The organism is Pseudomonas sp. SWRI81 (assembly GCF_014268545.1).
GTDB classification, from domain to species: Bacteria; Pseudomonadota; Gammaproteobacteria; order Pseudomonadales; family Pseudomonadaceae; genus Aquipseudomonas; species Aquipseudomonas hamedanensis.
The window spans coordinates 51783-77434 of record NZ_JABWQS010000003.1 but is presented as its reverse complement, the minus strand read 5'-3'; the positions used below and the strand labels follow the sequence as shown (position 1 = coordinate 77434).

18 protein-coding genes are annotated in these 25652 nt (G+C 59.8%); 15 read left to right on the top strand and 3 right to left on the bottom strand.

Translation table 11 applies throughout. The features are described 5' to 3' along the window. Nucleotides 1–94: 94 nt before the first annotated feature. Nucleotides 95–1009, bottom strand: a complete 915-nt coding sequence (locus tag HU765_RS02985) for a LysR family transcriptional regulator (protein WP_016774850.1) — start codon at nt 1007–1009, stop codon at nt 95–97. 270 nt (nt 1010–1279) lie between these two features. On the opposite strand from HU765_RS02985, the gene HU765_RS02980 reads away from it, so the two are divergent. The 4 genes from HU765_RS02980 (at nt 1280) to pgm (ending at nt 7517) form a co-directional block, all read left to right on the top strand. After that, nucleotides 1280–2302, top strand: a complete 1023-nt coding sequence (locus HU765_RS02980) for a zinc-dependent alcohol dehydrogenase family protein (RefSeq protein WP_186548384.1) — start codon at nt 1280–1282, stop codon at nt 2300–2302. Between the two features lie 548 nt (nt 2303–2850). Continuing rightward, the gene (locus HU765_RS02975) at nt 2851–4314 is read left to right on the top strand and encodes a hypothetical protein (RefSeq protein ID WP_186618981.1); all 1464 of its coding nucleotides are present in this window, start codon (nt 2851–2853) and stop codon (nt 4312–4314) included. Between the two features lie 49 nt (nt 4315–4363). Then, the gene (locus HU765_RS02970) at nt 4364–5764 is read left to right on the top strand and encodes an aminotransferase class I/II-fold pyridoxal phosphate-dependent enzyme (RefSeq protein WP_186618980.1); all 1401 of its coding nucleotides are present in this window, start codon (nt 4364–4366) and stop codon (nt 5762–5764) included. Nucleotides 5765–5870: 106 nt separating this feature from the next. Then, nucleotides 5871–7517, top strand: coding sequence for a phosphoglucomutase (alpha-D-glucose-1,6-bisphosphate-dependent) (gene pgm / locus HU765_RS02965; RefSeq protein WP_186618979.1), 1647 nt, complete (start codon nt 5871–5873; stop codon nt 7515–7517). 56 nt (nt 7518–7573) lie between these two features. Here the strand turns inward: pgm and HU765_RS02960 are convergent, their stop codons facing one another. Continuing rightward, entirely contained in the window at nt 7574–8269 is a 696-nt protein-coding gene (locus tag HU765_RS02960; protein ID WP_186618978.1) for a pirin family protein, read from the bottom strand. Nucleotides 8270–8527: 258 nt separating this feature from the next. Between HU765_RS02960 and HU765_RS02955 the strand changes: the two genes are divergently transcribed. Beyond that, nucleotides 8528–11002 carry a UvrD-helicase domain-containing protein gene (locus tag HU765_RS02955; RefSeq protein ID WP_186618977.1) on the top strand — a complete coding sequence of 825 codons (2475 nt, stop codon included), beginning with the start codon at nt 8528–8530 and terminating at the stop codon, nt 11000–11002. 187 nt (nt 11003–11189) lie between these two features. On the opposite strand, the gene HU765_RS02950 is transcribed toward HU765_RS02955, so the two are convergent. After that, nucleotides 11190–11462: a DUF1652 domain-containing protein gene (locus HU765_RS02950; RefSeq protein WP_186548372.1), complete on the bottom strand. Its 273-nt coding sequence runs from the start codon at nt 11460–11462 to the stop codon at nt 11190–11192. 262 nt (nt 11463–11724) lie between these two features. Between HU765_RS02950 and HU765_RS02945 the strand changes: the two genes are divergently transcribed. The 10 genes from HU765_RS02945 (at nt 11725) to HU765_RS02900 (ending at nt 25645) form a co-directional block, all read left to right on the top strand. Beyond that, nucleotides 11725–12540: a helix-turn-helix domain-containing protein gene (locus HU765_RS02945; RefSeq protein WP_186548370.1), complete on the top strand. Its 816-nt coding sequence runs from the start codon at nt 11725–11727 to the stop codon at nt 12538–12540. Between the two features lie 52 nt (nt 12541–12592). Beyond that, nucleotides 12593–13999, top strand: a complete 1407-nt coding sequence (locus HU765_RS02940; protein WP_186618976.1) for an FAD-dependent oxidoreductase — start codon at nt 12593–12595, stop codon at nt 13997–13999. Nucleotides 14000–14030: 31 nt separating this feature from the next. Then, on the top strand, nt 14031–14375 hold the full coding sequence (locus HU765_RS02935; protein WP_186618975.1) for a cupin domain-containing protein: 345 nt from the start codon (nt 14031–14033) through the stop codon (nt 14373–14375). Nucleotides 14376–14429: 54 nt separating this feature from the next. Beyond that, nucleotides 14430–15515 carry a polyamine ABC transporter substrate-binding protein gene (locus HU765_RS02930; RefSeq protein WP_186618974.1) on the top strand — a complete coding sequence of 362 codons (1086 nt, stop codon included), beginning with the start codon at nt 14430–14432 and terminating at the stop codon, nt 15513–15515. Nucleotides 15516–15977: 462 nt separating this feature from the next. Further along, nucleotides 15978–17423 carry a serralysin family metalloprotease gene (locus HU765_RS02925; RefSeq protein ID WP_186548361.1) on the top strand — a complete coding sequence of 482 codons (1446 nt, stop codon included), beginning with the start codon at nt 15978–15980 and terminating at the stop codon, nt 17421–17423. 92 nt (nt 17424–17515) lie between these two features. After that, entirely contained in the window at nt 17516–17944 is a 429-nt protein-coding gene (locus tag HU765_RS02920; protein WP_186548422.1) for an AprI/Inh family metalloprotease inhibitor, read from the top strand. Nucleotides 17945–18144: 200 nt separating this feature from the next. After that, a complete protein-coding gene (locus HU765_RS02915; protein ID WP_186618973.1) occupies nt 18145–19920 on the top strand; it encodes a type I secretion system permease/ATPase in 1776 nt (591 codons plus the stop codon). Then, nucleotides 19917–21266, top strand: a complete 1350-nt coding sequence (locus HU765_RS02910; RefSeq protein WP_186618972.1) for an HlyD family type I secretion periplasmic adaptor subunit — start codon at nt 19917–19919, stop codon at nt 21264–21266. The genes HU765_RS02915 and HU765_RS02910 overlap by 4 nt, the downstream gene beginning before the upstream one ends. Before the next feature lie 2 nt (nt 21267–21268). Then, nucleotides 21269–22639, top strand: a complete 1371-nt coding sequence (locus HU765_RS02905; RefSeq protein WP_186618971.1) for a TolC family outer membrane protein — start codon at nt 21269–21271, stop codon at nt 22637–22639. Between the two features lie 66 nt (nt 22640–22705). Further along, on the top strand, nt 22706–25645 hold the full coding sequence (locus tag HU765_RS02900) for an autotransporter serine protease (protein ID WP_186618970.1): 2940 nt from the start codon (nt 22706–22708) through the stop codon (nt 25643–25645). The last annotated feature ends 7 nt before the right edge of the window (nt 25646–25652 follow it).

Genomic DNA, 25652 nt, shown 5'->3' with positions numbered 1-25652 from the left:
AGGCGCCCCCGTGTCTCCACGTAGCTAAAGCCCATTGGATTTAGAAAGGCGCCTTGTTGTTGTAACGGTTTTATGGAATTCCACTGGAACTCCATTACAGGCTATCGGGGTCGCCAAAAAACATCTGAATCCGCGAACGCAACCAACGCTCGCCCGGATCGTTATCCTGCGAGCCGCGCCATGCCATGTGCAGTTCGAAGGTGCGCGTGGGCAGCGGTGGATCCTCGGCGCGCAGACCGCCAGCCGCGGTCAGGGCTTCCGCCGTGTAATCCGGCACGGTGGCGACGATGTCTGTGCCCGCGAGCAGTGTCCCCAACCCGTTGAACTGTGGCACCGCCAGCACGACGTGCCGTTTGCGTCCGAGCTTTTCCAGTTCTTCATCGACAAAACCACTGAGATCGCCGGCAAACGACACCAATGCGTGCGGCCGGGCGCAGTAGTCGTCCAGGCTCAAGGGGCCGGGGACGGTGTCGGCGCGGAGCAGTTTCGGGGCGCTGCGGCGCAAGACTTTGCGTTTGGCGTTGGCCGGCAGGTCGGTGGTGTAGCTGACGCCGATGGAGATCTCGCCGGAGGCCAGCAGGCCCGGCATCAATATGTAATTGACCCGCCGCACGACAAGGACGATGCCCGGCGCTTCGGCGCGCAGACGTTTGAGTAGCATCGGCAGCAGGGCGAACTCGACGTCATCGGACAGGCCGATGCGGAACACCGAAGTGCTGGTCGCCGGATCGAAATCCGCGGCGCGGCTGACCGCAGTGGAAATCGAGTCGAGGGCAGGCGAGAGCAGGGCGAAGATTTCCACCGCGCGGGCGGACGGTTCCATACTCCGGCCGGTGCGCACGAACAGCGGATCATCGAACAGGCTGCGCAAGCGAGAAAGCGCCGCGCTGATGGCCGGTTGGCCGAGGAAGAGCTTTTCCGCGGCCCGAGTCACACTGCGTTCGTGCATCAATGTTTCGAACACGATCAGCAGGTTCAGGTCGACACGACGCAGGTCATTACGATTCATCTGGAGTCCTGGCAGAGTCATCAAGCTTGACGAGAGCGGCCATATGAGAACAATGGCCGGCATGAATCTTACGGGGAAAGGCTGGTACTCTGCACCGGAAAATTCAGCTTTACCGAGACGGCGACCACAGTTTTTTCAACGTTTGTGCCCGTGCCGCTTCTGCTGCGGAATCAATGACAGGCATGTCGACTATTAATAGCCACTGATGGTCTTGGGTCAAAAGCCCAGATAGAGTTCATGGCATTAGAGGTTACTTTGACGAGGTTTGCGATGTCCCGCACGATCCGTTTTCACAAGTTTGGTCCGGCCGAGGTGCTCAAATGCGAAGAGCATGCGGCCGCTCAGCCAGGTCCTGGCGAAGTGCAGGTGCGTGTCGAGGCGATCGGCATCAGCTGGTACGACACGTTATGGCGTCAGAACCTGGCCTCGTCACAGGCACGGCTGCCTTCGGGCCTGGGTCATGAAATGGCGGGGGTGGTCACTGCCGTCGGCGCCGATGTCGAAGACCTCAGCGTCGGAGACAAAGTCGCCAGTTTCCCGGCCGAAAGCCCGAACGACTATCCGGTTTACGGCGAGTCGATCGTGTTGCCGCGTACCGCGCTGACCCGTTACCCGGATGTACTCAGCCCGATCGAAGCCAGCGTGCATTACACGCCGCTGTTGATCGCCTACTTCGCCTACGCCGATCTGGCGCGGGTCAAGCCCGGGCAGTTTGCCCTGGTCACCGACGCGAGCCATTGCGCCGGCCCCTCGTTTGTCCAGTTGGGCAAGGCGCTAGGTGTGCGGGTCATTGCCGCGACCAAAACGGCGGAAGAGCGCGAGTATCTGCTGTCCCTCGGCGCGGAAAAGGTGATTGTCACCGAGGAAGAAGATCTGTTGATGCGCATCAACAAGATCACCGACAACCGTGGCGTCGATGTAGTCTTCGATGGCCTTGGCGGCCCGCAGATGTCATTGCTTGGCGATGTTCTCGCACCGCGCGGCAGCCTCGTCTTGTACGGCCTGCAGGGTGGTAACCAGACGCCATTCCCGGCGTGTGCAGCGTTCCAGAAGAACATCCAGTTCTTTGTGCACTGCATCGGCAACTTCACTGGCAAGCCGGAACTGGGCATCACTCAGGATCACGTCGCCCTGCAACGTGCCCTGCGCGACATCAACCAGTTGACCGCTGACCGTGTGTTGCTGCCGCTCAAGACTCGCGTGTTCGCGTTCAACGAGTTCGTCGAAGCTCATCGCTACATGGACGAATGCCCTTGCCGCGAGCGGGTTGCCCTTCAAGTCGAACCGGCGTAACGCCGGCTACCAGAGTCCGTGGCCCCACGGACTCTTTTGCGTTTATGCCGCGTTGAAATACACTCCTCTCTGATCCGGGATTTTCTCGCCGCTCAGCAACTGAGCTGGTTTTTCCTGTTGATCTGTATCTACTAATCACAATGTAAGCCCTGATAATTGAGTGATTACTTTCATCTCAAGGAATGAGCCATGGCTGTGCATTCAATTTGTCTCCGGCAATATCAAACGGCTAGCGTTATTCGCTTTGTCAGGTTCTGTTTAATTGCTGTAGGCATATTCCGAAACTGCTTCTCTTTTTCTTGTACTCATTTGGCGTCGGACCTTGTCGGAAGTTTCCTAGGATATTTTCTCGATATAAAAAACACATAAAAAACAAATAGATAGAGCTAGGAGATGGCTGATTTTCGAGCTTTTCTGCGCTCAAGTGTTTCAAGTGACTACAACTTTGTAAGTGTTAGCATTTGGGCGTCTATTACTTATTGATGAATTGCCATGCGGCAGAGACTCCAGTCTGCATGGCGTGAAATTTCGATTCCGGGTAAATACTGATGAGCACGATCCATGATCAGGCAATGAACTATGTCTACCAGCAAGTGTTACAACGCTTGCTGGGTTTCTTCTCGCGCGCAGAACGCACTGCATTGCAGTTATTGATCCAGCGCCTGGTCGCAGCGGCTGGCGGCATGGATAACATCGGGCATTTCAAGGTGCTGGTGAATCAGTCCGGGTCTCGCGACAGCTGCTACACGCTGGCCTTGCTTCGGGCGGCGCAGTTGAGTATCGCTGGGCGTGCCCCGGCGACCTTCCAGCTGCGCGTGGCAACGCTGCGTTGGAATGGCGAACGTCCCGCGGCCTTGCAGAACATGCACCGCAGCTACAGTGCGCTGTTCCTTTACGACGATCCTCGGGTCGAATTGCTGATGGTGGACCACTGCGAGGTTTTGCCGTTCGACCATCGTGCGCCCGTCAGCGAGGCGGGGCGCGAGGCCAGCCGCATCAATCTGATGCTGGTCGGCCATCGCCGCAACTGGATTGAAACGCTGGAGCTATGGGATGACGCTTACCTGGCAACGGCCGATTATTACGGCCAGATTGCCCGCTGGAATAACGGCGTCGATGCCATGGTCAGTACCGAATCGACAGCCAGCCAGCAGCACTTTATCGACGGATTGAATCGTGCAGTGCAGCGGGTAGGGCTGGCCGGTCCGCTGCCGGGTGGCGCCGGATTCGACATGCTGTTCGCGCTGCTCGACGGGCTGGGTAATGACTTTTACCGAGAGTTCAATATCGAGGAAGAACGTGCGCAATGGCGTCCCGAAGGCCAATTTGAAACCTGCCGGCGTGCCCACTTCATCGACATCAACGACATGATCGTCGGCGGGCCTGAGGAGCGCTGGCCGCTGCTTGGCGATTTTCTCGAGTTCGATGCCGATGACCTGACGCTTTACCCCTGTGACGAGCCCTTCGCGGACCCGTTGGTTTCGGCGCATTTGCGCGGTTTGCATGCACAGTTCATCGAGGGGCGGACGTATCAGGCGGGCGTCAGTGATTACCTCGAGGCGCGGCTGGTCAGGATGCGTAAGGAGTCGGTGCCCGAGCCGGTTTGCGAGCAGTTGCTGGCAAGCCTTGGCAATGTGCAGCCAACTGACCCTTTGCACGCGGCAGAGAGTTATCTGTTGAAGAGCTTCGATCTTAATGAAGTGCAGCTGACGTGCCTGCTGTTCGCGCCGTTCATCGATGCTGGTGCCGGTCTTGAACGGTTCCTGCGCAATTGCCATCCGGGGATGCTGGTCGCGATGCCGGAGCTGCACCGTGCAATGCAGGGCTTGCAGGCACCGGAGCAAGTTCTGAAGTGGATGACCGACGTCAGCGGATTGCCGACCGTCTTGATCGAACGTCTCTATGCAATGGGTCCGGTGCAAATCTCGGCCGTGCGCGAAAGTGCCTCACGCGATGGTTGCCAGGGCGGGACGGGGACTGTGCCGGCAGTCGAGCGGTCGACGGAAAGCTGAGTGTGAGCCATTTGTCAGGATTTGCGTCGGTGTTTACGGAACCGGCGTTGTGAAAGCGCCGCGGGAAAATGACTTCGTTTATCAGGCGGTCTACCGATATCTGACGATGCTGATTGAAGAAGCGGGGAGTCATGCGCCGGTGCGCATGCCTTCATTGCGGCAATTGGCAGACCGGCTGAATGTGTCGATCTCGACCGTGCAGTACGCGTACTCCTTGCTGGAAAAAGAGGGCCGGGTGTACTCAATCGCCAAGTCGGGCTATTACGCGCCAGCGCTTTTGGCGACAGACACGCCCGACAGTGGCAGTGATCTGCTCGAAACCGTGTACGTCAACGCCCGTCGCCCAGGGATGTGTGTGTTGAGCGCCGACGAGCCGGCTTCGCTGCAACCGTTGGATAGCCCCTTGTTGACGCTTGAGCGAGAACTCTTGCGTCAGTATCCACGACAATTGCAAACGATCGCGCAGCCCTGCGGCGAACTGGAATTGCGCACGGTGCTGGCCGCACGCTACACCACCTCCACGGCCAACTGCTGGTATGCCGATGACGTTTACGTTGGCGCCGACCTGCGTGGCGTACTGGAAATCCTGATCTCGGTACTGCAATTGCGTCAGGCGACTGTGGTGGTGGAGTCGCCTTGCGACTGGGTAATCCTGCGCCTGCTGGAAGCGGCCGAAGTGCGGGTCATCGAGTTGCCCGTGCTGGCCGAGGGTGCGCTGGATCTCATGGCGCTGGAGGGGTTGCTCAAACGTGAACCGGTCAGACTGGTTCTGTTGTCATCCGCGCTGAGCATGCCTCAGGGCAACCTGTTATCTGCGGCCAACTGCCAGGCTATCGCCCATCTGCTGGGCTGCCACGGGACTTGGGTTCTGGAGAACGATTGTTATAGCGAACTCGATGAATCGGGCAGCGGCCAGCGTCTGCGTGACTGGCTTGATCCTGATCGCCTGCTGGTGTTTTCCACATTCGAGAAATTCATGGGTGCCGAGGCGCCGTTCGGTTTTGTGCTATCGCGCCACTGGCGCAGCGAGCTGCAGCGACATTTTCTGCTGCGTGCGTTTCGCCTGTCGCCGATCCGCCAGAAAGCCATTGCCAGACTCCTGGGAAGCGGACGGCTGGACCAACATCTGGCCGTCCTGCGGCGAATGCTCAAGGAGCGTCGCACGCAGTTGATTCAGTTATTGCGCGAGCGCCTGGTGGACGCGCTGCACATGGTCGAACCGCAGGGTGGGGCGACCGTCTGGGTGGGGTCGTTACGTCCGGTGGACATGGAACGTGTGTTTCATCGTCTGCTCAGGCAGCAAATCATCGTTGCGCCGGGAGCGCTGTTCAGTCTCGAGGGATTGCACAGCGATTACCTGCGTTTGAACTCGCTGGGGCATGGCGAGCGCGATCTGGGCACTGTCATCGGCTTGCTGGGCGATGCGTTGCGCTTGTCCCAGCGTGGATAACGTTAAAAAACATCGGACGCACTTCGGAAACATCCCATCGCCCCGCGGTCAAACTGCCAGTAAACTGCGCTGTATTTCCTGAACCACTCGATTTCAGAGGTTTTGCATGACACTCAGTCCTTTTGCGGGCAAACCGGCACCGGCAGACTTGTTGGTCGACATCCCGCGACTGGTTACGGCCTATTACACCGGCCAGCCTGATGCATCGGTTTCCACCCAGCGTGTGGCGTTCGGTACATCCGGCCACCGGGGCAGCTCCTTCGACTTGAGTTTCAATGAATGGCACGTGCTGGCCATCAGCCAGGCGATTTGCCTGTACCGCGAAGCCCAGGGCATCACCGGTCCGCTGTTCGTCGGTATCGACACGCACGCATTGTCGACCCCGGCCGGGGCGAGTGCGCTGGAAGTGCTTGCCGCCAACGGTGTCACCGTGATGATTGCCGAAGGCGATGAGTACACGCCAACGCCGGCTATCTCCCACGCCATTCTTTGCTACAACCGTGGTCGTACCTCGGGTCTGGCTGACGGTATCGTCATTACACCGTCGCACAACCCGCCACAAAGCGGTGGCTATAAATACAACCCGACCAATGGCGGTCCGGCTGATACGCACATCACCAAGTGGATCGAAGCCAAGGCCAACGAATTGCTCGCCAACAAACTGGCGGGTGTAAAGCGCATCAGTTACGAGCAGGCACTCAGGGCCAACACCACCCATCGTCACGATTACCTGAACACCTACGTTGCCGACCTGATCAACGTCATCGATTTCGATGCCATCCGTGACGCCAAACTGCGTCTGGGTGTTGACCCGCTGGGCGGAGCAGGGGTGCGCTACTGGTCAGCCATTGCCGAGCACTATCGTCTTGATCTTGATGTGGTGAATAAAGAAGTCGATTCGACGTTTCGTTTCATGACCGTCGACTGGGACGGGCAGATCCGCATGGACCCGTCGTCCAGCCATGCCATGCAAGGTCTGATCGGCCTCAAAGAGCGTTTCGACGTCGCGTTCGCTTGCGACCCTGACCACGATCGCCATGGCATCGTTACGCCATCCGGTGGCTTGCTCGCGCCGAACAATTACCTGGCCGTGTCCATTGATTATCTGTTCCAGAACCGTGAGCAATGGCGCGCCGATGCGGCGGTGGGTAAAACCGTGGTCAGCAGTGGCCTGATCGATCGCGTTGCCAAGCGTCTGGGGCGTCGCCTGTACGAAGTGCCGGTCGGCTTCAAGTGGTTCGCTGACGGTCTGTTTGACGGTTCGCTCGGTTTTGGTGGGGAAGAGAGCGCCGGCGCATCGTTCCTGCGCAAGGACGGCGGTGTCTGGAGTACCGACAAGGACGGTCTGATTCCGGCATGGCTCGCCGCCGAAATGACCGCGCGTACCGGTCGCGATCCAAGCCAGGCTTACCGCGCGCTGACCGATGAACTGGGCGAGCCGTTCTCGGTGCGCGTCGACGCCAAGGCCAACCCACAGCAGAAAGCCCTGCTGAGCAAGCTGTCGCCCGAGCAGGTGACCTCGACCGAGCTGGCCGGTGAGCCGATCCAGCGCATTCTCAGTCACGCGCCGGGCAACGATCAGGCCATCGGTGGCCTGAAGGTGATGACTGAAAACGGCTGGTTCGCGGCGCGTCCATCGGGTACCGAGGACATCTACAAGATCTACGCCGAAAGCTTCGTCGGTGAGGACCACCTCAAGCAATTGGTGGCAGAAGCGCAAACACTGGTGGATGGCGCCATTTCCGGCCAGTGACAGCACAAAAAAAAGGGGCGACCTCAAGGTCGCCCCTTTTTTTTTTTGCCTGCGATTTACGCCAGATCTACCAGCACGATTTCGCTGTCCTCGATGGCCGTGACTGTCAGCACCTGCTCATGGGTCACCGCTACGCCATCGCGCGCCTGAGCGCGTAAACCGTTGACGTCGATCACGCCGGTCGCCGGAACCAGGTAGGCGCGACGACCTTCATCGAGCCGATACTCTGCGGTTTCGCCAGCCTTGATCTTGGCCGCGACCAAACGAGCATTGGCGCGAATGCGCAGGCTTTGATCGTCGCCAGCCTTGCCGCTGGCGAGTGTCACGAAGCCTTCGCGCTGCCCCTTGGGAAAAGGTTTCGCGCCCCATGACGGCGGTGCGCCGGTTTCGGTAGGAAGAATCCAGATCTGGAAGATTTTCGTGTGCTTGTCTTCCAGGTTGTATTCGCTGTGCGCGATGCCGGTGCCAGCGCTCATCACTTGCACGTCGCCCGCTTCGGTTCGGCCCTTGTTGCCCAGGTTGTCCTGATGGGTAATCGCACCTTCGCGGACATAGGTGATGATTTCCATGTCGCGGTGCGGATGCTGAGGGAAGCCAGTGCCGGGGGCAATGATGTCGTCGTTCCACACCCGCAGGTTGCCCCAACTCATGCGGTTCGGGTCGTAGTACTCAGCGAAGGAAAAGTGGTGATGGGCATCCAGCCAGCCGTGGTGGGCACCGCCCAGGGAGTTGAAAGGTCTGAGTTCCAGCATGATCGTCGCCTCGAAAAGTTCGCCATGGGCTGTGTCCCATGGTTGATGGAGGCGATCATCTATCAGTTAACCATCGATAAAAAGCGTAAAAACTGCGGCATGATGATCCGGTTTTTTGATCAGTCGGGCGCTGGTGGTGGTCTTATCCCACCTTCACTTCGTCACCTAAACCAATGACCCGTAAGCATTTCGCTAGAACTTGCCGGCGAATACAGACACCATAGCCGCCAACAGCCTCAGACACTGGAGCCCGTCAGCGTGGCGCAACACACCCCCGAACTGCCCCCCGAACTTCGTCCACTGGCCGAGATGCCTTGGTTCAAGCGTCTGGCCGCACGCTTCTTCGGCCACGGACTGACCCGTCTGCGCGCCCAGCACCGTGCGTCCTGGCTGCACGGCCAGGCGGATGGGTTTCGCAGCGGCCACACGGCCGGCGTCGAGTACGGTTTCAAGGAGGGTAAGCTCGAGGGGCTGGAAGAGGGGCGTCAGGTCCTGTTGATCCGCGACAGCCGCAGCACCGAACATCGGCCGCCCAGTGTTGATAACCATTTGTTCGACGACTGGCGCCTGCCGCTGACGGCTGAACTGAAAAAACGCATGAAAGCGGATGTCGGCCGTTTGCTGCCCGGACACGCTCAGCCCAGCGCCGCGCAATGGAAGATGATTTTCAGCGATACGCCGTCGACTTCCGTGGTGGCCGGCGCGGGTGCCGGCAAGTCGACCACGCTGGTGTTGCGCATTCTGTTGCTGAGTCATTACTTGGGTTTTGAGCTGGACTCGATGACCGTGGTCACCTTCACCCGCGAGTCGCGCAAGGACTTCATCGATAAACTGATTGAAGTGTTTGCGCTTTGGGGATTGACGTTGAGCCTCAGGCAGGCGCGGGAGCTGGTGCGCACGTTCCACTCGCGAATTTTGCCCATGGTGCGCAGCTTGGCGGGATTCGAGCGTTTGCAGGCTTTCGAAAATCTCAGCCAGCGTTCACTCGCAGGCGAAGAGGAGGCGGACAGCAATCCGTTCGACCTGCGCATCAACGATGCGCAGCGCCAGCAACTCAATGCCTGTTACCACCGTTTATTCACCGAGGATGAGCGGTTTCGTCAGTTGATTCAGCCGCTGTCGCGTGCCGGTTTGCAGCTCAAGGAGCTGGAACGTGACCATCCTGATGTGCAGAAGCGCATGGCCGTCACCGAACTGGCGTCCAGGCGCGATGAGGAACTGTGCGATGCGATCGAAGACCTCTGGTTTCGCGCGGGCGCCTGGCCGATCAAAGGCATCGAGCCGAATCGGCAGACGTTCGACATCAATGGCTCGACCTTCCACTGCCATGGTTACATCCCCAGTCTGGATGCTTGGGTGGTGCTGGGTTTTGACCCCCGGGAAAACCCGCAGGTCTGCCGACCCAACGCCAAGCTTAGCCTGCGTGCAGAGTGGGCGGTCAAGCGCACTCTGTTTCAAGCTTTCTGCCGTAAGCCTTTGATTTGGTTAGATAGCTACGAATCTTCTCGCCGGGTTCTGGCGACCCTCGCCGGTGATGCCAGTGCTGGCCCCGGCTTCGATTACAAGGTCAAGGGAGAACTGGCCTCGGCGCCATTGCTCGACTGTTTCGTCGCGGCCGCAGGCTTTATCGAGAATCTGGGCCTGGATGTGCCGGATGCCGTCGGGCGCATGAGCTTCGCCAAGGATGATCCGGACCGGTTTTTCTTTGAGGCACTGAGCCTGTTCTGGCGGGCGTTCGAAGACCACCTGCTGGACCAGAAACCTCCTGTGATGACTTACAACCGCATGTTTGCGCTGTTCAGCGAGCATTCGCCGGAGAATCTCAAGCTGCTCAGCGACGAACTGCTCAGGCCTTTGTCGCACCTGATGATCGACGAATTTCAAGACGTTTCACCACAAATCGTCTCGTGGATCCGCGCCAGCCTCAGCGAAATCCGCAGCCGCGGCCCGGCCATGCACATCGGCCGCGGTGCGCAGCGTTCGTCGCTGCTGTGCGTGGGGGACGACTGGCAATCCATCTATGGCTGGCGCGGCAGTTCGCCGAGTTACTTCATGGAATTCAACAAGGAGTTCCCGTCGCCGAGCACCACCCGAGTGATGCTCAGCGACAATTACCGCAGCCACCAGTACATCATCGACGCCGCGGAACACATCGTCCGTGCAGCACCGGCGATCGCGGGCAAGAAAGCCAAGGCCAGCGGTGAGCCGAAGACCCCGCACCCGGTCAATGTCTTGGAGCGCGATGATCAGGCCATGGGCCAGCGCCTCGCCGAGCACTACCGGCAGGGTCATTCAATCTTGATGCTTTATCGAAGAAGCAGCGATAAGTTATTGATACAGGAGCATATTCAGTCTGTAGTTAATGTCGATTCGAGCTTGCCGTACGAAGCCCGACGGCTCAAACAGCTCACTTATCACAGCGCAAAAGGCCTACAGGCCGATGCCGTGTTTCTGCTTGGCGATTGTCAGCACCTGACCAGCTCACCTTACAAAAATCAGGTTTACCGCATGGCCGGCCTGGGCAAGAACGGCGACAGCGAACCCTACGACAGCGCGCAAAAGGACGAAATCCTGCGCCTGGCCTATGTCGGCATCACCCGGGCGGTGAGCCATTGCTACTGGTACGTCGATCCTCAGGAAGCACCCGCGGCCAACATGCCGCGTGCGTCCGATCGGGTGGCGAGGGGCAAGCCGTTTTTTGCCGACCAGCGACCTGAAAAGAAAATCGGCTGAACGACAAAGCCCCGGCTTTTGGGCTCGGGGCTTTTTGCATTGGAGCTTGGGCGGCGTTGGAGCGCGGGTATCGGGATTGGGTGTGTTCAGTCATGGATGAGGCGGCTGTCAAACCGCTATCGCGAGCACTTACTCTCACAAACAAAAAGCCCGCATCGCTGCGGGCTTTTCAAATTAAATCAATAGCTTACGCGTAGCTCTTGAATAATTCCGGAGGAGTAAAAGCCTCCAGCTCAGCCTCGATGGCCTCAATGATCAGCTCGACATCCGCCGCATTCATTACCGTGGCACAAGGAATGCCCGCGATTGCAATCAAGGTTTCGCCGCTCTTTCGATCGAACAAACGAGCCACCAGGCTGCCAGGCGCATCCATCGTGGCCTCAAACCCCATGGGATGAAAATGCCAGCGCATCAGCTGGCAGGCATTGGGAAACGTGACTTTGCTAAACCCTTTGTTCATGTGTTGCCCGCCTTCTTCATCGAGCGCTTCCGTTTGCTCATGTTAGGAGGGAAGAGCCTTCATTGGCTCAACCGGTGACAGGTATTAAAAGTAGCATCCGTATGTGAAAAAGCTGTGAGTTTTTTCAGTCCGTTTGGCGATTGCACTGATTTTTTTGATGTAGATCACGTCGCCTCCACTAATCGCCAAAACGCCACTACGGTTTTTTCATTGAAGCCGGCGGCGATCTTGGGCAAGCTCGGTTCTTTTCGCCGAGCCTCCTATGCACGCCGACGACGACGGCCCAGAACAGACCCAGGCCACAGCCGCCACGGTCATGCGCTACCATTTGAGCTGGAAGCACCGGGACCTGGACAGCGTCATGGCGCTCTACCATCCGGCGATCCAGTACAACGATTTCTTTCAGAATCGCGTGCTGGGCCTGGATGAGTTGCGCGAGTACGTGCGTGTCAGCATGCCGCGAGAATCCGACGAACTGCTGGAGCACTGCGACCGCATTCGCGTGGATGGCAACACTGCATTCATTCAATACGAAGTCACCTTGCGCGGCGGTGAAGGGTTGGTGTCGTTCCGTTCCAGCGAGGCGATTACGGTCAGGGACGGGCTGATCTGGCGTGTCAATGAATACGCATCGTTGCTGCGTGCCCAGGCGAGCGGCACGGCGCCGGCGAGCCAGCGTCCGGCGGTGAGTCGTCTGGGCCTGTCGCCACGGCAGTTAAGCTTCATGGCGCAAGACCTGCAGCAATACTTTGAGCAACAACAACCCTACCTCGACCCCGAGCTTGACCTGCAACGGGTGGCGAAGGAGTGCGGGTATAGCCGTAATCAGATCTCGTATCTGCTCAATCAAGTGCTGGGCCAAAGCTTCTATCGTTACGTCAATCAGGCGCGCTTGCAGCATTTATTGCGCTCGCTGGACAGCGCCACATTGCCGGTGCGCATCGATGAGCTGGCGTTCGCCGCTGGCTTCAACTCGCTGTCGGCGTTTTACAGTTGTTTCCGCCAGCACACCGGGCAGTCGCCAAAGGCTTACGCCAAACAAATTTCTTTGCGGACACGCGCGCAAGACATCGGCTAACGCCCGCCGCTAGGATCGACGTCATCGAAAGTTCTCAGTGGCGGAGTCCTGCATGCCGGCGTGGCGCACTATCAGTTTATGGATGGACCAACTCGATGAGCCGCTGATCGCGCGTCCGGCGCTTGAGCAGGATCTGGACGTTGACGTGGCGATTATCGGTGCCGGTTACACCGGGCTGTGGACCGCCTATTACCTCAAGCAACACGCTCCCGGACTCGATATCGCCATCATCGAAGCGCAAACCGCCGGTTTCGGCGCGTCCGGGCGCAATGGCGGCTGGCTGATGGGCAATCTGCTTGGCGAAGATCGCCTGCTGGCCGGGTTGTCGCCTGAGCAGCGTCGAGCGTCGTTCGATCTGCTGCACAGCATTCCCGATGAGGTGGAAATCGTCGTCGAAAAAGAAGGCATCGATTGCGATTATCGCAAGGGCGGGGTGCTTTATTGCGCGGCGCGCTATCCAGAGCAGGAGACAGCCCTGCGCGACTATCTGAGCAAGCTGTACGGCCAAGGCCTGACCGAGGACGATTATCGCTGGCTCAGCCCGGAGCAACTGGGGCAACAGATTCGCGTGGCGAAACCCTATGGCGGCATTTTTGCGCCGCACGTTGCCACGATTCAGCCGGCAAAACTGGTGCGGGGGCTGGCGCGCACCGTGCAGGGCATGGGCGTGAGGATTTACGAAAACAGCCCGGTCACCCATTGGCAATCGGGCCATTTGCGCACCGCCAAGGCAAGCGTGCGCAGCCGCTGGATCGTGCCAGCCGTCGAAGGCTATTCGGTGACGCTGCCGCCATTGGGTCGTTACCAGTTGCCGGTGCAAAGCCTGATTGTCGCCACAGAGCCCTTATCTGCCGCGACCTGGGACGAAATCGGCCTGAGTCGCGGCCAGGCCTTCAGCGAGTTCAGCCGCCAGGTTACCTACGGTCAGCGCAGCGCCGACAATCGTTTGGTGTTCGGGGCGCGCGGCGGCTATCAGTTCGCCGGCCGCTTGCGCCACAACTTTGATCTGGCTCGCGATGAAGTCGAACTGCGCCGCTACCTGTTTGGTGAGTTGTTCCCGCAACTGAAAAACGTGCGGATCACTCACGCCTGGGGCGGCAACCTCGGCATGTCCCGACATTTCAGGCCGCACATGCTTTGTGATCGCGCCGAAGGCATTGCGCTGTCCGGCGGTTACGGCGGCGAGGGCGTTGGCGCCAGCAATCTGGGCGGGCGCACCCTGGCCGATCTGATCCTTGAGCGCGAGACCGAACTGACGCAACAACCGTGGGTGCTGCCGGACGGCGGCATTCAAGCCTTGCGCGCGTGGGAGCCGGAGCCGTGCCGCTGGCTTGGCTACAACGCAATCATCAAAAGCTTCGTGCACGAAGACCAGACCCTGGCCAATCCGGCGACGCCACCCTGGCGGCGCAAACTGGCCAGCCGCGTCGCCGGGTTCATGGAAGGTTTCATGCACTGAACGTCGTCCCCCTAAAAAGCAGGTCATGCCCATGAGCATCACGCAATTCAAGCACACCGCGACATTGTCGCTCGATGAATCCGCCCCGGTGGCCGTGCCGCTGGGCGAGCCGGTCGCTATCGCTTCGAGCACCAGCGTGGAGCGCGTCGACGGCGTCGAAACCGGCGTCTGGGAGTGCACGCCAGGGCGCTGGCGTCGGCAGATCACCGCGCAGGAATTCTGCCATTTCATTGCCGGGCGCTGCACGTTCACCCCGGACGGCGGTGGCGAAACCCTGCACATACAAGGCGGCGACGCACTGATGTTGCCAGCCAACACGCTCGGCACCTGGGATATCCAGGAAACCGTGCGCAAGAGCTACGTGCTGATTTTCTGATTGCTTGATCTTTGATTGCCTGCCAACAAAAAAAGCCCATACAGGAATCGCCCCATGATCCAGAAAACCCTCGCATTGGCGCCGCTGTTGCTGGCCGTTTCCGTCAGTCATGCGGCCGAGACGGTCAAGGTCTACAACTGGTCCGACTACATCGCGCCAGACACGACAAAAAACTTCACCAGGGAAACCGCGATCGGCGTCACCTATGACGTTTACGACAGCAACGAAACCCTCGACGGCAAGCTGATGACCGGCAAATCCGGTTACGACGTGGTGTTTCCCTCCAACCACTTCATGGCGCGACAGATTGAGGGCGGGGCACTGAAGACACTCGACAAAAGCCAGCTGCCCAACTGGAAAAATCTCAATCCGGTGCTGCTCACGGCGTTGCAGACCAATGACCCGAACAACGAGCACGGCTTTCCGTATCTGTGGGGCAGCACCGGCATCGGTTACAACATTGCCAAGGTCAAAGCGGTACTGGGCGAAGATGCGCCGGTGGATTCGTGGGATTTGATCTTCAAGCCCCAATACATGGAAAAGCTGCAGAAGTGCGGTGTGGCGATTCTCGATAACGGCCCGGAGTTGCTTCCGGCGGCGCTCAACTACCTTGGCCTGCCACATCACAGCAAGAATCCCGAGGACTACAAAAAAGCCGAAGCGCTGCTGATGAAAGTGCGGCCCTATGTCAGTTATTTTCATTCCTCGAAATACACCAGTGACCTGGCCAACGGCGATATCTGCGTCGCGGTCGGCTTCTCCGGCGACATCCTGCAAGCGGAGAATCGCGCCAAAGAGGCGAAGAACGGCGTCGACATCGGTTATGCGATTCCCAGAGAAGGCGCGGCGATCTGGTTCGACATGGTCGCCATGCCCGCCGACGCGCCGGACGAGAAGGCCGGTTACGCTTTCATGAATTACCTGCTGCGTCCCGACGTCATGGCCGCCATCAGCAACCACGTGCACTACGCCAACGGCAACGAACAGGCCGACAGCCTGATCGACCCGGCGATCAGAAACGACACCAAGGTTTATCCGAGTCCGGAGATGATGGGCAAGCTGTTTGCTCTGGAGGCGATGCCGTTGAACATTGACCGGATTCGTACGCGGGTGTGGAACAAAATTCGTACAGGTAGCTAATTTTTTTCAGGCAAACACGCGGCCCTGTGGGAGGGGGCTTGCTCCCGAAGGCGGTGGGCCAGCGAACACAGTTATCGACTGACAGGCCGCCTTCGCGAGCAAGCCCGCTCCCACAAGGGAGAGCGGAAGACCTGATATTAATTGATGCCAGAGTGCTGGCACTGCCATGCCAAAATGAGACTTTGCTAACAAAACCAAACTCACCGATATTTAATATTTAAATAGAAAATCGTCAGACAATTTCCAATCTTCACGCAACTAAAAACAATATTCCCGCCCCACGCGCTTTGTTTACGGCAGTTTCCTGATACAGCCAAATTGGATCGCAAAAAAATCCTTTACGACAGATTTCAAATTGTGTCAGGTTCGTTACGCCTTCATTGGGCGAGTGATAGGACGATCTCGCCAAAGATCGTCCTGTCGGACAAAAACTGTTCCATTGCTAAACAAGGAAGTGTGTTTATGTCGAAAGTTAAAACCAACGCTGTTGATTCCGCCGAACAGGCTTTCCAGCTGGCCGCCTTCAGCTCGGCGTACAACCAGATCAATAGCTTCAGCCATCAGTACGATCGTGGCGGCAACCTCACGGTCAATGGCAAACCTTCGTATTCCGTCGACCAGGCAGCTACGCAATTGCTGCGCGACGGCGCTGCCTACCAGGACAAGGACGGCAGCGGCAAGATCGAACTGACCTACACGTTCCTGACGTCGGCATCGTCCAGCACGATGAACAAACACGGGATCAGCGGATTCAGCCAGTTCAGCGCGCAGCAACAAGCCCAGGCCAAGCTCGCCATGCAATCCTGGGCGGATGTGGCCAACGTGACCTTCACCGAGAAAGCCTCGGGTGGTGACGGCCACATGACCTTCGGTAACTACAGCGGTGGCCAGGACGGTGCCGCAGCGTTCGCCTATCTGCCAGGCACGGGCGCCGGTTATGACGGCACCTCGTGGTACCTGATCAACAGCGGCTATACGCAAAACAAGAACCCGGACCTGAACAACTACGGCCGTCAGACCCTGACTCACGAGATCGGCCACAGCCTGGGCCTGGCCCATCCTGGGGACTACAACGCCGGCAATGGCAACCCGACCTACAACGATGCGTCCTACGGGCAAGACACCCGCGGCTACAGCATCATGAGTTACTGGAGCGAGAGCAACACCAACCAGAACTTCAGCAAGGGCGGCGTCGAAGCCTACGCGTCCGGTCCGTTGATGGATGACATTGCTGCGATCCAGAAACTCTACGGTGCCAACACCACCACCCGTACCGGTGACTCCACCTACGGTTTCAACTCCAACACCGGTCGCGATTTCCTTAGCGCTTCGTCGTCGAGCGACAAAGTGGTGTTCTCGGTGTGGGACGCCGGCGGCAAGGACACCCTGGATTTCTCCGGTTTTACCCAAAACCAGAAAATCAACCTCAATGACGCCTCGTTCTCCGACGTTGGCGGCATGGTGGGTAACGTGTCCATCGCCAAAGGCGCGATCATCGAGAACGCCATCGGCGGTTCCGGCAGCGATTTGCTGATCGGTAACAGCATTGCCAACGAGCTCAAGGGCGGTGCCGGCAACGACATCCTCTTTGGCGCCGGCGGTGCCGACAAGCTGTGGGGCGGGGCGGGTTCGGACACGTTTGTGTTTGCGGCGAGTTCCGATTCCAAACCGGGTGCGATCGATCAGATCCTCGATTTCGTCAGCGGTCTGGACAAAATCGACCTGACCGGCATCACCAACGGGGCCGGCCTGCACTTCGTCAGCAGCTTCACCGGTGCGGCCGGCGATGCGGTGTTGACTTCGTCGGGCGGCAACAGCCTGTTGTCGGTGGACTTCACCGGGCATGGCGTGGCTGACTTCGCTGTCAGCACGGTTGGCCAGGCAGCGTACAGCGACATCGTGGCGTGATGTGAACGGGAAAGCGGCGCTTGATGCGTCGCTTTCTTTGCTTGCATCGGTACGCGCTGTACGCAACGCTACAGGCTGGAGCGAATTTTCTTATGGTCAATAAAGCTTTTACCTACAGGGCAGCGGCGTGGCTTTGTGCGGCGTTCCTTGTGATTTCAGGAGAAACAGGTATGGCCAGCAGCCTCAGGCTCGAAGAACCTTCAGTGTTTGCCGGAAAGTGGCTGGCAACGCTGTCCACCACACGTGATGACCCCAAGGCGCAAAAGCTGCAAGACAAGCCCTCGAATACCTGTGAGGTTGAACTGCTTGCCAACCAGACTTTGGGTCAAGGGACCAATTGTCTGGGCGCATGGCTGGAGCAGGCGCCGATTGGCTGGTTTGCTGACCCCGACGGCTTATCCATGACCGGCAACGAAGGCTCAAGAATCCAGTTCTTCAGCCGACAACGTGATGGGTATTATCTGGCGACTTTGCAGTCCGGCCTTGTCGTGACGCTGGAGCGTGTAGCACCCGACAAATGATCGAGGTTGCCAATCAAGTTGGATATAAGGATTCACCCACTGGTTATAAAAAGATTTTTGAGGACAACTGCACTGCATTGAGCAGCGCTAGTTGTTATGAAAGTGTAAGCGGCCCCTCGCGAAACAGTGTTGACGCATGGCTCGCTTGATTAATTGAAGTCCCGTCAGCGCATGACGAGCAATAATTCCAGGAAGAACCAATGAAGATGGCGAAGGCCCCAGCCACCGCTCCGTTAATCAAGGCACTGGGTGACTATAAGAGCATCCTGATCAGCGTCGGTTGTTTCACCGCGCTGATTAACGTGCTGATGCTGGTGCCCTCCATTTATATGCTGCAGGTCTATGACCGGGTGCTCTCGTCGCAGAACGAAACCACCCTGGCGATGCTGTCGCTGATGGTCGTCGGTTTCTTCGCCTTCATCGGTTTGCTGGAAGTGATCCGCAGTTTTATCGTGATCCGCATCGGCAGCCAGTTGGAGCGCCGCTTCAACCTGCGCGTCTATCAGGCCGCGTTCGAACGCAATCTGTTCAAGGGCGAAGGCAACGCCGGGCAATCGCTGGGTGACCTGACCCACATTCGCCAGTTCGTCACCGGGCCGGCGCTGTTTGCTTTCTTCGATGCGCCGTGGTTTCCGGTCTACCTGTTTGTGATTTACCTGTTCAACGTCTGGCTGGGCGTACTTGCTACGGCGGGGGCGCTGCTGTTGATCGCACTTGCGTGCCTGAATGAATACATGACGAAAAAGCCGCTGGGCGACGCCGCTGGTTTTTCCCAGAAGTCCAGCCAGTTGGCTACCAGCCACTTGCACAACGCCGAAACCATTCAAGCCATGGGCATGCTCGGCTCGTTGCGCAAACGCTGGTTCCAGGTGCATTCACGCTTCCTCGGTTTGCAGAACCAGGCCAGCGACACCGGCGCGGTGATCAGCTCGCTGAGCAAGACCCTGCGTCTGTGCCTGCAATCGCTGGTGCTGGGACTCGGTGCATTGCTGGTGATCAAGGGCGATATGACCGCGGGGATGATGATCGCCGGTTCCATTCTGATGGGGCGCGTGTTGAGTCCGATCGATCAATTGATCGCCGTGTGGAAACAGTGGAGCGGGGCGAAACTGGCGTACCGCCGTCTCGATGCGCTGTTGCAGGCGTTCCCGCCGAGCGACGAGGCCATGGCCCTGCCGCCGCCGAAAGGCCAGATCACGTTCGAACAGGTCAGCGCCGGGCCGCCGGGGCAGCGGACAGCGACCCTGCACATGGTCAATTTCAATCTGGGCGCCGGTGAAGTGTTGGGCGTGCTGGGCGCTTCGGGCTCCGGCAAATCGACGCTGGCACGGGTGCTGGTGGGTGTGTGGCCGACCCTCGGCGGCACGGTGCGTCTGGACGGCGCCGACATTCACCGTTGGAACCGCGATCAACTTGGCCCCTACATCGGTTATCTGCCTCAGGACATCGAGCTGTTCAGCGGCAGCATTGCCGAGAACATCGCCCGTTTCAGCGACGCCGACCCGCAAAAGGTTGTCGCCGCCGCGCAGCAGGCCGGCGTTCACGAGATGATTCTGCGCCTGCCGCAAGGTTACGACACGCAATTGGGCGAGGACGGCAGCGGCTTGTCCGGCGGCCAGAAACAACGGGTGGCCCTGGCCCGCGCTCTGTACGGCAACCCGAGCCTGGTGGTGCTGGACGAACCCAACTCCAACCTCGACACCGTCGGTGAAGCGGCACTGGCCAGTGCCATTGCGCAACTCAAGGCGCAAGGCACCACCGTCGTACTGGTGACGCATCGCTCCTCGGTGCTGGCCCAGGCCGACAAGCTGCTGGTCCTCAATGACGGCCGCTTGCAGGCGTTCGGTCCGAGCCAGGACGTGCTCAAAGCACTCTCCGGTCAGCAGGAACAACCCCGTGAAAAAGCTGCACCAGCACCGGGCGGGCTCAGCATGAGTCGGCAGTATCAGCCCACGACAAGGAATTCGGGTGTATGAGCAGCGCCAGCATGAACACTGAAAACGAAGCGAACATGGAACACGCCTACCTCACCGAACGCCCGGAACGCGACGCGAAATTCTTCGCGCGCCTGGGCTGGATCCTGGCCATCGTCGGTGCCGGCAGCTTCTTCACCTGGGCCGCGCTGGCGCCGCTTGATCAAGGCATTCCCGTGCAAGGCACCGTCGTGGTGTCGGGCAAGCGCAAAGCCGTGCAATCGATGAGCAGCGGCGTGGTCAGCCGGATTCTGGTGCGCGAAGGCGAGATCGTGAAGCAGGGCCAGCCGCTGTTTCGTCTCGACCAGACCCAAGTCGCTGCCGACGTGCAATCGCTGCAAGCGCAATACCGCATGGCCTGGGCCAGCCTCGCGCGCTGGCAGGCGGAGCGCGACAACCTCAAGCAAGTGACCTTTCCCGCCGAGTTGAGCAACGACCCGGACCCGCGCCTGGCGCTGGTGCTTGAAGGCCAGCGCCAACTGTTCAGCAGCCGTCGCGAAGCGTTCTCTCGTGAGCAAGCCGCACTGCGCGCCAACATCGAAGGCGCCACCGCACAACTGGCGGGGATGCGCCGTGCGCGCAGCGACCTCAATGCCCAGGCCAGTTCCTTGCAGCAACAACTGAGCAACCTGCAACCGCTCGCCGACAACGGCTACATCCCGCGCAACCGCTTGATGGACTACCAGCGACAACTGTCGCAAGTGCAACAGCAACTGGCAGAGAACACCGGCGAAAGCGGGCGTGTGGAGCAGGGCATTCTCGAGTCGCGCCTGAAGTTGCAGCAGCACAGCGAGGAATACCAGAAAGAAGTCCGCACGCAACTGGCCGACGCGCAACTGAAAAGCGTCACCCTGTCCGAGCAACTGACATCCGCCGGTTTCGACCTGCAACACAGCGAGATTCTCGCCACCGCCGATGGCGTCGCGGTCAACCTCGGCGTCCACACCGAAGGCGCCGTGGTGCGTCAGGGTGAAACCCTGCTGGAAATCGTGCCGCAAGGCACCACCCTGGAAGTGGAAGGGCACTTGCCGATCAACCTGATCGACAAGGTCGGCACGCATTTGCCCGTGGACATTCTGTTTACCGCCTTCAACCAAAGCAAAACGCCGCGTGTACCCGGCGAAGTCAGCCTGATTTCCGCCGACCAGATGGTCGACGAGAAAACCGGCGTGCCGTACTACGTGTTGCGCAGCAGCGTCAGCGATCAGGCCATGGAAAAACTCAACGGCCTGGTGATCAAGCCCGGCATGCCTGCGGAAATGTTCGTGCGCACCGGCGAGCGTTCACTCCTCAACTACCTGTTCAAGCCGCTGCTCGATCGAGCCGGCTCCGCGTTGACCGAGGAATAAGGATGTTCGGCTGTATGAATAAGCTTTCAATGCTGGGGGCAGCGATGATGCTGCTCGCAAGCCACTCGGCAGTCGCGGCGATGGGGCCGTTCGAGATCTACGAACAGGCGCTGCGCAATGACCCGGTGTTCCTTGGCGCGATCAAGGAGCGTGATGCCGGTCTTGAAAACCGCGCCATCGGCCGCGCCGGACTGTTACCCAGAATTGGCTACACCTACAACAAGGGGCGCAACTCTTCGAAAGCCACGTCCCTTGATGAGCGCGCGCGCAACCGTACCGACGAGCGCAACTACAACAGTTACGGCTCGGCACTGACGGTGCAGCAACCGCTGCTCGACTATGAGGCTTACGCCGCGTATCGCAAGGGCGTGGCGCAGTCGCTGTTTGCCGATGAAGCGTTTCGCGGCAAGAGTCAGGAGCTGCTGGTGCGGGTGCTCGATAACTACACCAAGGCGCTTTTTGCCCAGGACCAGATCGACATTGCCCAGGCCAAAAAGAAGGCCTACGAACAGCAGTTCCAGCAGAACGAACACATGTTCAAGCAAGGCGAGGGCACACGTACCGATATTCTCGAAGCCGAGTCACGCTATGAACTGGCGACGGCCGAGGAAATCGAAGCGCGCAACGAACAGGACGCGGCCCTGCGCGAGCTGGGGGCGCTGGTCGGCGTACCGGCCGTGGACATCGGCGATCTGGCACCGCTCGGTCCGCAATTCCAGACCTTCACCTTGCAGCCGGCCAACTTCGACACCTGGCACGAGCTGGCGATCAGCAACAACCCGAACCTGGCGTCGCAGCGCCAAGCGGTTGAAGTGGCTCGCTATGAGGTCGAGCGTAACCGCGCCGGGCACCTGCCGAAAATCAACGCCTACGCCTCGATGCGCGATAACGAGTCGGAGAGCGGCAACACTTACAACCAGCGCTATGAAACCAACACCATCGGGCTGGAAGTCAGCGTGCCGCTGTACGCCGGTGGCGGGGTGTCGGCCTCCACCCGTCAGGCCAGCCGCACCATGGAGCAGGCGGAATACGAACTCGACGGCAAGACCCGCGAAACCCTGATCGAATTGCGCCGCCAGTTCAGCGCCTGCCTGTCCGGGGTCAGCAAATTGCGCGCCTATCAAAAGGCGTTGAAGTCGGCTGAAGCGCTGGTGGTCTCGACGAAGCAGAGCATTCTGGGCGGTGAGCGGACCAATCTCGACGCGTTGAACGCTGAGCAGCAGCTGTTCACCACTCGCCGGGATCTGGCCCAGGCGCGCTACGACTATTTAATGGCCTGGACAAAATTGCATTACTACGCCGGGACCTTGAACGAGCAGGACCTGGCGCGAGTGGATGAGGCTTTTATGGTCGCGCAACAGCCCTCTCCCTAAGCCTCTCCCGCGGAACACGCAACACCGCAAAAAGACCCGATAAAACAAAAAAAGCGAGTGATGAACATGGACGTACGCATCAAGCCGATCCCGGTCGGCACCTTGTTGCTTGTGATTTCTGCCACCTCGGCCCAGGCGCAGTATCTTGAATCCGGCCAGCCCGGTGACCCGGCCAGTTGGCGCAGCGCCGAATTCCTCCGGGACTGGGGCCTGGGCCGCCTGCAGGCCGAGCAAGCGTATGCCGCCGGCATCACCGGCAAAGGCGTGAAAATCGGCGCTCTCGATTCAGGCTTCGATGCGGCCCACCCCGAGTTCGCGGCTGAGCGCTACCACCCGGTACTCGCCAGCGGCCGTTACGTCGACGGTACGCTGTTCACCGTTAACGGCACCCTGAATCCCAACAACGATTCCCACGGCACCCACGTGGTCGGCACCATGGGCGCTTCCCGCGATGGCAGCGGCATGCACGGTGTCGCCTACAACGCGCAGATTTTCGTTGGCAACACCAACAAGAACGACAGCTTCCTGTTCGGTCCCAATCCCGATCCGCGCTATTTCAAAGCGGTGTACGACGCCCTGGCCGACGCTGGCGTACGAGCGATCAACAACAGCTGGGGCAGTCAGCCGCCGGACGTCAGCTACCGCACGCTGGCGGACTTGCACGCCGCCTATGCCCAGCACTGGAATAAAGGCACTTGGCTCGACGCGGCGGCCGACGTTTCGCGCCGGGGTGTGATCAACGTGTTCAGCGCCGGTAACAGCGGCTACCCGAATGCCAGCGTGCGTTCGGCACTGCCGTATTTTCAGCCGGATCTGGAAGGGCACTGGCTGGCCGTGTCGGGTCTGGACCAAAGCAATCAGCAGAAGTACAACCAGTGCGGCATCGCCAAGTACTGGTGCATCAGCACACCGGGCGCGAAGATCGACAGCACCATTCCCGGCGGTGGCTATGCGATCAAGTCCGGCACCTCGATGTCGGCGCCGCACGCGACCGGCGCGTTGGCGCTGGTGATGGAACGCTATCCGTACATGAGCAATCAGCAAGCGCTCGAAGTGCTACTGACCACCGCCACGCAGCTCGACGGGTCTCCGACCGAGGCGCCGAGCGAGCGGGTCGGTTGGGGCGTGGCCAATCTGAACCGGGCGATGCGCGGCCCGGGACAACTGCTTGGCGCCTTCGACGCCAATCTGGCCGCCGGCCAGCGCGATGTCTGGAGCAACGACATCTCCGACACCGCGCTGCTCCAGCGTCAGCGCGAAGACGCCGCTGAACACAGCGCCTGGCAGCAAACCCTGCAAGACAAGGGCTGGCAGAGCGGCGTTCCAGTCGGCGCCAGTCAGCAGGAGCAGACCGATTACGCGGTCGGCACGGCCCGCGATGCCGCAGCGGCGAATCGCGTGTATCAGGGCAGCCTGATCAAGTCCGGTGGCGGCCAACTGGTGCTTGCCGGCAACAATACCTATCGCGGCCCGACCACCGTCAATGGCGGTCTGCTGACGGTCAATGGTTCGCTGGCCTCAGCCGTTACCGTGAACGCCAACGGCACGCTTGGCGGGTCCGGGCGCATCGCAACGTTGCTGGCCAATAACGGCGCTCGCGTGGCGCCGGGCAATTCCATCGGCACCCTGAACGTGGCGGGCGATGTCACCTTCGCGCCTGGCTCGACCTACGCCGTGGAACTGTCGCCCACCGCCAGCGACCGCCTTGTGGCCGGCGGCAGTGCCAGCGTCAGCGGGGCCACGGTCAGCCTGGCGCTGGAGAACAGCCCGACACTGCTCAGCACCCGCGAGGTGCAAAGTCTGCTCGGCACGCAGTACAACATTTTGCAGGCGGCCGATGGCATTCAGGGCCGCTTCGCTGCGGTGCTGCCGAACTACCTGTTTATCGGCGGCCGTCTCGACTACGCCGCCACCGCTATTCAGCTGAATATCGAACGCAATTCGAACAGTTTCGCCAGTGTCGGTCTGACGCCGAATCAGCGCTCGGTTGCGGCCGCCGCCGAGGGCTTGGGCGCTGGCAATCCAGTCTATGAAAGCCTGCTGCGTTCGCCGACAGTGGCCACTGCGCAACAGGCTTTCCAGCAATTGAGCGGCGAAATCTATCCGGCCCTCGGATCGATGCTGATCAATGACAGTCGTCAGGTGCGCGACGCCGTTGGCGAGCGTCTGCAGCAGCCTGCGGCGGCGCAGAACAATGGCTGGATCAAAGCCCTTGGCGCTTGGGGGCGCACCGATTCGGGCAGCGACACGGCGGGCTACAACACCTCGATCGGCGGCTTGCTGGCCGGTGTCGACGGCGCGCTCGACGAGCAGACCCGCGTCGGTCTGGTCACCGGTTACAGCGACAGTTCGCTAAGCCTGGGTTCGGGCACGCATTCTTCGGCGAAGGTCGACAGCTACCACCTCGGCGCGTACGCCGGTCATGCCATCGGCGCCTGGCGCTTGAGCACCGGCGCCGCGTACAGCTGGCATCGTGGCGATGTGAAACGCGAACTGCGATACGGCGATGTCAGTGCCAGGCAGAAAGCCAAAGTCGATGCGGCAACCACCCAGGTCTTCGGTGAAGCGGCGTATCGACTCAACGTGCTGGAGCCGTTCGCCAACCTCACCTATGTGCATCTGGACACTGAAGGCTTTCGGGAGAAGGGCGATGGCGCAGCGCTGAAAAGTTCTGGCGATCAGCGTGACGCGGTGCTCAGCACCCTCGGCGTGCGAGCGCTCAAGACGATCAACCTGACGAACCGCCAGTCGCTGGATGTCAGCGGCCACGTCGGCTGGCAGCACAGCCTGACGGACATCGAATCGCAGCAACACCTGCGCTTTGCCAGCGGCGGCGCGCCGTATGCAGTCGAAAGCTCGGCCCTGGTGCGCGATGCCGCACTGGTCGGCGTGCAGGCCAGTCTGGCGTTGAGCAAAGACGTGCGGGTCAACCTCGATTACAACGGCCAGTTGGCGAGCCGCGAGAAGCTGCACGGCGTTGGCTTGAGCCTGAACTGGCAGTTCTGATCCCTTG

Excerpts from the sequence above, each read along its gene's own strand:
- HU765_RS02975 (WP_186618981.1), top strand. The coding sequence starts at position 2,851 with ATGAGCACGATCCATGATCAGGCAATGAACTATGTCTACCAGCAAGTG.
- HU765_RS02960 (WP_186618978.1), bottom strand. The coding sequence starts at position 8,269 with ATGCTGGAACTCAGACCTTTCAACTCCCTGGGCGGTGCCCACCACGGC.
- HU765_RS02940 (WP_186618976.1), top strand. The coding sequence starts at position 12,593 with ATGCCGGCGTGGCGCACTATCAGTTTATGGATGGACCAACTCGATGAG.
- HU765_RS02920 (WP_186548422.1), top strand. The coding sequence starts at position 17,516 with ATGGTCAATAAAGCTTTTACCTACAGGGCAGCGGCGTGGCTTTGTGCG.
- HU765_RS02950 (WP_186548372.1), bottom strand. The coding sequence starts at position 11,462 with ATGAACAAAGGGTTTAGCAAAGTCACGTTTCCCAATGCCTGCCAGCTG.
- HU765_RS02915 (WP_186618973.1), top strand. The coding sequence starts at position 18,145 with ATGAAGATGGCGAAGGCCCCAGCCACCGCTCCGTTAATCAAGGCACTG.
- HU765_RS02980 (WP_186548384.1), top strand. The coding sequence starts at position 1,280 with ATGTCCCGCACGATCCGTTTTCACAAGTTTGGTCCGGCCGAGGTGCTC.
- pgm (WP_186618979.1), top strand. The coding sequence starts at position 5,871 with ATGACACTCAGTCCTTTTGCGGGCAAACCGGCACCGGCAGACTTGTTG.
- HU765_RS02985 (WP_016774850.1), bottom strand. The coding sequence starts at position 1,009 with ATGAATCGTAATGACCTGCGTCGTGTCGACCTGAACCTGCTGATCGTG.
- HU765_RS02935 (WP_186618975.1), top strand. The coding sequence starts at position 14,031 with ATGAGCATCACGCAATTCAAGCACACCGCGACATTGTCGCTCGATGAA.
- HU765_RS02905 (WP_186618971.1), top strand. The coding sequence starts at position 21,269 with ATGTTCGGCTGTATGAATAAGCTTTCAATGCTGGGGGCAGCGATGATG.
- HU765_RS02900 (WP_186618970.1), top strand. The coding sequence starts at position 22,706 with ATGGACGTACGCATCAAGCCGATCCCGGTCGGCACCTTGTTGCTTGTG.
- HU765_RS02945 (WP_186548370.1), top strand. The coding sequence starts at position 11,725 with ATGCACGCCGACGACGACGGCCCAGAACAGACCCAGGCCACAGCCGCC.
- HU765_RS02910 (WP_186618972.1), top strand. The coding sequence starts at position 19,917 with ATGAGCAGCGCCAGCATGAACACTGAAAACGAAGCGAACATGGAACAC.
- HU765_RS02930 (WP_186618974.1), top strand. The coding sequence starts at position 14,430 with ATGATCCAGAAAACCCTCGCATTGGCGCCGCTGTTGCTGGCCGTTTCC.
- HU765_RS02925 (WP_186548361.1), top strand. The coding sequence starts at position 15,978 with ATGTCGAAAGTTAAAACCAACGCTGTTGATTCCGCCGAACAGGCTTTC.